The organism is Gemmobacter sp. (genome assembly GCF_016792925.1).
Lineage (GTDB): Bacteria > Pseudomonadota > Alphaproteobacteria > Rhodobacterales > Rhodobacteraceae > Gemmobacter.
In genome coordinates this window covers 1-3,803 of sequence record NZ_JAEULU010000053.1, presented here as the reverse complement: position 1 = coordinate 3,803, position 3,803 = coordinate 1, and the positions used below count along the sequence as shown (strand labels likewise).

4 protein-coding genes are annotated in these 3,803 nt (G+C 68.2%); 2 read left to right on the top strand and 2 right to left on the bottom strand.

What is annotated here, in order from left to right; translation table 11 throughout:
* The first annotated feature begins 138 nt into the window (after nt 1–138).
* Together JNN06_RS02955 and JNN06_RS02950 are read left to right on the top strand one after the other, a co-directional pair.
* On the top strand, nt 139–1,014 hold the full coding sequence (locus JNN06_RS02955) for an SDR family oxidoreductase (protein ID WP_291238108.1): 876 nt from the start codon (nt 139–141) through the stop codon (nt 1,012–1,014).
* 355 nt (nt 1,015–1,369) lie between these two features.
* Complete coding sequence (locus JNN06_RS02950) at nt 1,370–2,017, top strand: exopolysaccharide biosynthesis protein (RefSeq protein ID WP_291238107.1); 648 nt, start codon at nt 1,370–1,372, stop codon at nt 2,015–2,017.
* Here the strand turns inward: JNN06_RS02950 and JNN06_RS02945 are convergent.
* Both JNN06_RS02945 and JNN06_RS02940 read right to left on the bottom strand, forming a co-directional pair.
* The gene (locus tag JNN06_RS02945) at nt 2,014–2,937 is read right to left on the bottom strand and encodes a restriction endonuclease (RefSeq protein ID WP_291238106.1); all 924 of its coding nucleotides are present in this window, start codon (nt 2,935–2,937) and stop codon (nt 2,014–2,016) included. The two genes, JNN06_RS02950 and JNN06_RS02945, sit on opposite strands and share 4 nt — an antisense overlap.
* A gap of 72 nt (nt 2,938–3,009) precedes the next feature.
* Nucleotides 3,010–3,803, bottom strand: a 794-nt coding sequence (locus JNN06_RS02940) for a transketolase C-terminal domain-containing protein (protein WP_291238105.1), incomplete at its 5' end; no start/stop codon positions are given.

Genomic DNA, 3,803 nt, shown 5'->3' with positions numbered 1-3,803 from the left:
CATTTTTTGATCGCCTTTTGTGACTGTCTGCACCGGCGAAATCAAGTCTTGCCTGAGGCGCTAACCCGCAGCCATGACAGGCGCATGACGGGGCCATGACGCCTTGCAGCCCCCGGCCTGCGCCGCCACAATGCCGGCATGACACAGACCCTCCTCTCCCTCGGCCATGGCTATTCCGCCCAGGCCCTCGCGCGCCGGGCCTTGCAACATGGCTGGCGCATCATCGGCACCACCCGCAGCCCCGAGAAAGCCGCAGCCCTCGCCGCCGAGGGGGTGGAGCCGCTGATCTGGCCGGGCGCGCCGCTGGCGCCCGCGCTGGCGCAGGCCACCCATATCCTCGCCTCCATCGCGCCGGGCCCCGAGGGCGACCCGGTGCTGAACGCCCATGCCGCCGAGATCGCCGCCGCGCGCCCGGCCTGGGTCGGCTATCTCTCCACCACCGGGGTTTATGGCGATCACGCGGGCGGTTGGGTCGATGAGGAGACGGCCCTCACCCCCTCCACCCTCCGGGGCCAACAGCGCGTGCTGGCCGAGGCGCAATGGCAGGCGCTCAGCCAAAGCGCGGGCCTGCCCCTCCATATCTTCCGCCTTGCGGGCATCTACGGCCCCGGCCGCGGCCCCTTCGCCAAGGTGCGCAACCGCACCGCCCGCCGCATCCTCAAACCCGGTCAGGTGTTCTCGCGCATCCATGTCGAAGACATCGCCGCCACGCTGGAGGCCTCGATGCTGCGCCCCCATCCGGGCCGCATCTACAATGTCTGCGACGATGACCCCGCCCCGCCCGAGGCGGTGATCGCCCATGCCGCGCATCTGCTGGGCCTGCCCGAGCCGCCCGCCGAAGACTGGGACACCGCCGAGATGACGCCCATGGCCCGCAGCTTCTATGCCGAAAGCAAGCGGGTGCGGAACGACCGCATCAAGACCGAACTCGGCCTGCGCCTGCGCTACCCCAGTTTTCGCGATGGTCTGGCGGCGCTGCTCGCGGCGGGGGATTTTACCGATGACGAGGTATAGGCCCGCCCCGGCGCTGCACGGTTGACCACCGCCCTTCTGCTGGCCGCGCCCGTCGCCTCGCGGCGGCAGCCCTCATCTGGGCGGCAATCCTCCGCAGATTGCCTCCGACGCGATACCGGTCTTGGGTCAGAGGCCTGAACCCGATCCGTTGATCCGGGCGGATGCCTGTGATTGCGAGCAGTTTCAGCGCCCCCTTCCGCGCCCAGACCTGCCGCGCGCAGGTCTGCCAGAGGCGCCAGAGCAACGATCCGGCGGCCCCGCCAAACCGCTCTCCCCATCTTGCCGCCGCCCCCCTTGCGCCCATGCGCAGGGCACCTTACCTCCCCCTCATGCGCTCCCATCCGAAAGCCGCAAGATGAGCCCCGAAGCCACCCCGCCCGATGCGCCGAAACTGGTCTCGCGGCAAAGGTTTTCCGAATTGCTGCAAGAGGTTGCCGCCGCGCATCAGGGCGAGCGGGTCTCGGTGGCCGATCTGCTGACCGCCATGCGCGGGCGCGCCATCGCGGCGCTGCTGTTCATCTTCGCCTTCCCCAACATCCTGCCCACGCCGCCCGGCGTCGCGGCGGTGCTGGGCCTGCCGCTGATTTACCTCTCGTCGCAGCTGATGCTGGCGCGCCAGCCCTGGCTGCCCGGCTTCATCGCCAACCGGTCCATGACGGTAGAGACCTTCCGCAACATCGTGGCCCGCGCCACGCCGGTGCTGAACCGGGCCGAGCGCATGTTGCGCCAGCGCTGGTGGCCGCTGGTCAGCCCGGGGGCCGAACGGCTGCTGGGCTTTGTCTGCCTGATGCTGGCGGTGCTGCTGTCACTGCCCATTCCCCTGGGCAACCTGCTGCCCGCCACCGCCATCTGCATCATCGCACTGGCCCTGCTGGAGCGCGACGGCCTCTGGGTCATCCTCGGCCTCCTCTCCACCGCCGCCGCCTTTGTCTGGGTCGGCGGCATGGCCTATGCCCTGTTCAAATCGGCGCTGTTTGTGGTGATGAACGCGTTTGGCGCTTAAAGCCCGCTGACCTCAGCAAAGTAATCCTCGTCCACGCCCTTGATCACATAGGTCGAGCGCGGCCGCACCCCCACCCCGTGACGGATCATCAGCCGCGCCAGCTCGGCCCCGTTGATCAACACGATGCGATGCTGCACCTTGCCCAGATAGGCCCGCGCCTCGCCCGAGAAATCCGAGGTGGTGACAAACACCCCCTTCGTGGCGCCCTCGCCGGTCAGGCTGCCGACAAATTGCTGGATCGCAGGCCGCCCGACATTGCTGCCGGGGGCATAGCGCTTGGCCTGAATATAGACCGCATCCAGCCCCAGCGCATCCTCATGGATGATCCCGTCAATCCCGCCATCGCCCGAGGCCTTGGTGAGCATCGACTTCGCCAGTTCCCCGGCGCCATATCCCATCGCATTCAGCAGGTCGATGATCAGCCGCTCGAACCGCACCGGATGCAGCCCGATCACCAGCTCCATCAATTCGGCCTGCAAGGCCGCGTCCAGCTCGGCATGGGCGCGGGCAATCTGTTCTTCGGGAGATTGGTCAGGACCAGGCAGCTCCCCCTCCGCCCGCGCCACGCCAGAGACTTCGGGCGCGTCCTCCTCCAGCGCGGACAGGGCGGCCACGTAAGCCGGCATTCCCTTCAACTGCGCCAGTGTCAGCGCTGAAACCCCACTATCCAGCAGGCGTTTTCCGTCTTGCGAGGTGCGGTAGACGCCGCGCTCGGGCCGATCCAGCAATCCGGCCCGCATCAGGTGAAACAGCGCCCAATCTGCACGGTCGAACACGCGCGTGCGTGTCCCGCTGGGCACCATCTCTTCCATCTCGGCTTCGGTCAGCTGGAACTGGCTCTGCAAGGCGGGCAAGCAGTCGCGCGCATTTCTGGCCGTGCCGCTGAGCAAGCGCAAACAAGGCACAAAGAAGTGACGCATGGATGGAACCGGCATAAGACCTCCGCAACCGTTGCGCGAAGGCTATCTGCCCCCGCGCCCCGGTGCAAGCGGTCAGGCCCGCAGTCCCACCGTGGCAATCCCCAGCGTTTCCAGCACCTTGGCCTCGATCTGCGGGGCGTTCATCCCGGCAATCGCATACATCGCTTCCGGGCTTGCCTGATCAATGAACGTATCGGGCAACACCATGGAGCGATACTTCAGCCCGCGGTCGAACACGCCTTCCTCGGCCAGCAGATGCGCCACATGGCTGCCGAAACCGCCCACCGCGCCCTCTTCCACCGTGATCAGCGCCTCATGGTGGCGCGCCAGTTGCAGGATCAGCGCGCGGTCCAGCGGTTTGGCGAACCGCGCATCGGCCACCGTGCAGGCCACGCCCCGCGCGGCCAGCGCCTCGGCAGCGGCCAGCACCTCGCCCAGCCGCGTGCCGAACGAGAGCAGCGCCACGCGCCCGCCCTCGCGGATCACCCGGCCCTTGCCGATCTCCAGCGCCACACCGCGCTCCGGCATCTCCACGCCCATGCCATCGCCGCGCGGATAGCGGAAGGCGCTTGGCCCCTCGTCATAGGCCGCCGCCGTCGCCACCATATGCACCAGCTCGGCCTCATCCGCCGCCGCCATCACCACCATGCCGGGCAGGTTCGACAGGAAGGCCACGTCGAAGGCCCCGGCATGGGTGGCACCATCGGCCCCCACCAGCCCGGCCCGGTCGATGGCAAAGCGCACCGGCAGGCGCTGGATCGCCACGTCATGCACGACCTGATCGTAACCGCGCTGCAGGAAGGTGGAATAGAGCGCGCAGAAGGGCTTCAGTCCGCCCGCCGCCATGCCCGCCGCGAAGGTGACGG

Excerpts from the sequence above, each read along its gene's own strand:
- JNN06_RS02955 (WP_291238108.1), top strand. The coding sequence starts at position 139 with ATGACACAGACCCTCCTCTCCCTCGGCCATGGCTATTCCGCCCAGGCC.
- JNN06_RS02950 (WP_291238107.1), top strand. The coding sequence starts at position 1,370 with ATGAGCCCCGAAGCCACCCCGCCCGATGCGCCGAAACTGGTCTCGCGG.
- JNN06_RS02945 (WP_291238106.1), bottom strand. The coding sequence starts at position 2,937 with ATGCGTCACTTCTTTGTGCCTTGTTTGCGCTTGCTCAGCGGCACGGCC.